The organism is Marinimicrobium sp. UBA4509, from assembly GCF_002388575.1.
In the GTDB taxonomy this organism is placed as follows: domain Bacteria; phylum Pseudomonadota; class Gammaproteobacteria; order Pseudomonadales; family Cellvibrionaceae; genus Marinimicrobium; species Marinimicrobium koreense.
Genome location: NZ_DGMV01000049.1, coordinates 42,166 through 46,626, shown reverse-complemented (window position 1 = coordinate 46,626; position 4,461 = coordinate 42,166). Strand labels below are relative to the sequence as shown.

General features: G+C 54.4%; 2 protein-coding genes. Both read right to left on the bottom strand.

Going from position 1 to position 4,461, the window contains the following annotated elements:
• Position 1 precedes the first annotated feature (1 nt).
• On the bottom strand, positions 2-424 hold the full coding sequence (locus B3520_RS07910) for a type IV pilin protein (RefSeq protein ID WP_211331165.1): 423 nt from the start codon (positions 422-424) through the stop codon (positions 2-4).
• Between the two features lie 30 nt (positions 425-454).
• Entirely contained in the window at positions 455-4,360 is a 3,906-nt protein-coding gene (locus B3520_RS07905) for a pilus assembly protein (RefSeq protein WP_286875824.1), read from the bottom strand.
• Positions 4,361-4,461: the final 101 nt, after the last annotated feature.

Below are 4,461 nucleotides of genomic sequence, written 5' to 3'. Positions count from 1 at the left end.
TCTACCAGCAGGCCTCTGGTGTCCGGCGTCCCCGGTGGTCCAAAGACATTTCCGTGTCGCAGTCTTCATCAGCGGTTTGCGGTGCGCGAATCGCCGTGGCGCTCAACGTGTAGGTGGTCGCCGACTCGTCATCAATGGTAATCCGATACATCCCCTCCGGTGAATCGATCCGCGCATCGCCTGTCGTCAACTGCTGATACACCGCACAATTATCATTGTCGTAACTGGAAAAGGTCGTATAGCAGCGCTGTAGACGTTGCGCCGTATCGTTCAAGGTCGCTTGCGCATCCGAACGATTGCTGCGCATTACCTGATTCTGATACGAGCTATAGGCAATAGATGCCAGGATACCCAGGATGGCCACCACGATCATGATCTCAATCAGGGTAAAGCCCGCCTGGGATTGTCTGTGAAATAACGTCACTACTCGTTCCTCTTGTTATCGAATCTGGTGTTATCGAATCTGGCGCCAGGATTGACGGCCCAGCGCATCGGTTGGGATATCCACTTCTTCCTCCAGCAACCGCCCAATCTCGCCATCCTGACCGTTTACGCCACCATCAGATGGGTTGAGAATGAGCTTGCCTGTACCCGGACCCATGACACCGAAGGTGGGATCACCCAAGATCAGAGAGTCGTATTCTTCAATACCATCCAACAGGTTTTCACCGTAATACCGATCTCCGATGGCTACCAGTTCCATCAACCAACTGCGTCCCCCAAACTCACAGGCTACACCAGAAGGGATCAGCGTCGGGAAGATCAGGCGATCGAACAGCAACAGCGGCTTACTGACGACCCGCTCGCCCAGTGCGGTATCGAAATCAATAAACCAGCCATTAACATCGGCGTCGGCCCAGTCAGGTTCATTTCGGTCTTGACCGTCAATGGTTCTCGAATCGGTTTCCTGGATGATGTCCTTTTCATGCAAAATCGACGTCCGTCCATCCTGACCCGCATTGCTTGTGTAATCCAGCTCTGCTCCCAGGTCAGCGATGGCGTAAAAACTGTTCTGAGGTGTATCCGCTGTCGCCAGGTTATCACTATTTTCGAAGTATTTTCCCGTTCCAAAATACACCATGATAACCCCTTTGGAGTCCGTCACTGTGTGGCGTTTCAAGGAGTTGAAGCCTAACGTCGGTGCACTCGTGATTGGCTGGCGGTCACCATCGTCATCTTTTGCAACAAACAGGGGATTGCCCGAGAGTCCTACATCCCAGCGATCGGGACGAGTATCACTCAGATCAAATCTCCAGAGGTTACCCTGCAGATCTCCCGCATAGGCGGTATTGATTTCTCCATAGGCATTCCCCAGTAATGCCACACCCGATAGGCCTGTTCCCGCTTCCGTATCGATGACCCGACTCTGGGTGGTCGGATTCTCCAGATCAACGATAAACAGTTGCGATGTACCAGCATCATACCCATTACCAAACACAACCGCCCAGCGACCATTGGCCATACGAGCGATCTGTGGCTGACTGAGTATGTAGCCCATATTACCCAGAGCGGAGAGGTCGCTGGGTGCCAACTCAAACATCAACTCCGGGAAGTCAGGGTCGGTCACGTCCATCGCAAAGATACCCTTACCCCCGGCGCCGAAAGTGCCAACGAGCACGCTTTTCCACTCACCACCCACGTAAGCATCACCCACCGCCAGTGGGCCGTCCACCGTGTACTCATGGGCAACGTCCTCTCGACCATAATTGGGGCTCGCAATTGTCGCCAGTTTGGAATAAACACCATTCGGCACGTAGGCGAAGCGTTCCTGCAGAGCGCTATTCCCCTCGGCATAGAAGGCGTGAAGCATACCGTCATTGGCTCCGACAAACAGCGTGGGAGTTTCACTCCGCTTATCCTCAACGTGAGCCGCGTACGTATCACCGCCCAGCTCCGCCGGCAGCAGTCCGTAGCCAAAATCGCGGCCGCCAAGATACACCGGACTGGAATTGACGATATCGCCCAGAAGTTTCTCGCGCTCTCTCAATCCACCCGTGCCCTCTTTACTCCGATCACCTTTTACCCAGTTCAGGCGATCTTGCCCAAGCGTTTCGGTGTCACCCGCAATCAGGTGGTTGCGCTGAGTGTCCGACAGGTTCTCCCAGGTGAAATCAACCATGGCATTTCCGGTGCCGCCGTCGTTGTAGGTATAGACTGTGCGCCCTGCACTGGTGCTTGGCATGCCACTGTTGGTCGACGCGTAAACGGTCGATGAAATGGCACCATTCGCACCGATTTCAAAAGACCGGATCTCGCCAGACCAGTTCTCACTATTGAAGAGAGCCTGATAGACGAAAGAACCTTCGGTGAGTCGGGTCGAGTTGGTCGCGACCGAGGAGGCCGCGCCGATACCGGCGGCAATTTCTCCGAACGTCTTCCGAAGTGCGCGCTGCAACTCACGCGGGTCTGTCGCAAAGAAGTAATTGTCGTTAGCAGAAGCGGCTATATCAGCTTCATCTTCGTCAGCATAACCGCCCCACTTGGCAGCAAAGTAAAGGGGTTGCTCCAGAGGTTGCGCCGAAGAGGTACCTACTACGAACGTGCTAGAAGACTTCGCATCCGGCTCATCGCAACCACTATCAGCGTCGCAAGCGCTGATCGTACTGACTCCGGAAGTCGATTTGAATCCGTTAATGCCAGAATGCACATGAAAACCATCATTCGTGGTACCGCCAATCACGTAGCCAAACCCCATGACGTTTGGCGTGGAGTCCGCTACCACATCGGTGGTAACGGTGACACTGGTTGATGTGACCGAATACTCAATGATGCCCCACATGTCCTGGTCATAGTCACCGCCCTGCTCACTGTCCTCCCAGTTGACATACAGCTTGCCGGTGCTGACTGCGTCGGTATTGACCTGATCAACCACTTTAAAGTCGACAATCGCACAGTTTGCATCGGGATCGGTGGTCGTGTTGCGACAGGCCGGCTGAATCGACACCGTGCGCTCACCGCCCGGTACGGGAACAGACACCTGGGGAACGGCGGGCGCCAGAGCCACCCCATAGGTTTTGACCTGGCTTCGACGATCATTGGATACGCCATTGATCTGTAGGCCTTCGGAGCGGGCATAATACGCAAGACCCGCAATCTGGTAGCTCCCCTGAAGACGCGGAGCATCTGGGCAGGTACCTTTAACATTGGCCAGACCACTGACAGTTTTGGCCGTACAGAGCTGGTTGTTGTCTCCAGCGCCTTCACCGCCAACCTCACCGACAAAGTACTGATTTCCGTGGATATTTTCAGCCGCGCCAACAGCGTTGGTAAAGAAGTCAAGCGTGCTTTCTCCCGCACCGAGGTCTGAGAACCCCGTCAACTGATCGCCATCGTAAGAGCTGGTCGAGGCGTTAAACTGAATGACGTTCACCGGCGCACAGTAGTTATCGCCATTCACCGGTGCCACCCAACTGGCCTTGTTCAGCCCGTCAATACGTCCACTGTCGGAGACGTCAAATGCGTCAGTGGCACTCTGCCCGGCCAGATAACGCAGAGACTCCAGATACAACTCTGATTGTGGATTGCCCCAGTTGGAACAGTCACCATCAGAAAAAGACGCCTCCTCCCACTCACAATCGTCACTGCCCGTCGTGCCGAAATAGGTACCATTATCAAACCGGTAGCCGTAGATCCGAAGCCGGTCAAGGGTGTTGATAATACCGTCATAGTTATCGAGGTCAGCGGGGGTTACAAAAGTCCCATCTTCATTTATTTCGTCTTCCATGGAACCCACGTTCTTACGCAGTGTTCCCCCCGACTTGTTGGCCGAGTAGGAGCCGGTCATCAGACCGAAATTAATCGATCCATCTTCACCAAACTCCTGCAACAACCCCGTAGGTTTCAGGGAGTCGCCGTAAGCGACACAGTCATTGGCGTTGTCGTCAGGCACAAAGTTCTCTTTACAGACTTCGACACGAACACGGTAATCCGCATTCAGGTCACTATCGTCATCTCCTTTGGTCGGGCTGCTGGAGTGTGCATAGATTCCTGATACGGTCGAGTCATTGTCGTTGGTTCCCTGCCCCCAACGGCACTGCCAGCGTTCATTGCTGGCCCAGAGGGAATAGTTTCCCTCTGCAACGCGCATCAATGGAGCAGAGTCAACATTCTGGGACAGTACATCCCGGTCACTCGGATCAGTGGTATTACAGATAGTGATGCCCGAGTCTTCATTCGTCGCTTCCTCGGTAGTAGCCGGGCTTAACGGTGTCAGCCGCGATACATCGTCGCCGTTATAATACTTGGCAAATGAGTGAGCATCGTTCGGAAGAAAAGCCCGCTCCAACACCGTCTGAGTGGCCGAATCGGTGCTGCGCTTGCCCCCGTAAAGGATTTTACGCACGGCATCCATCCGGGTCATGGTCGCCCAGTTCAGGAAGTTACCGCTCCACTCGCCCGTGGAGCCGTCATTACAGTAACGGTCAGCGTTGACGTTATTGACGGGCTCAAAGCGGCTGTTGG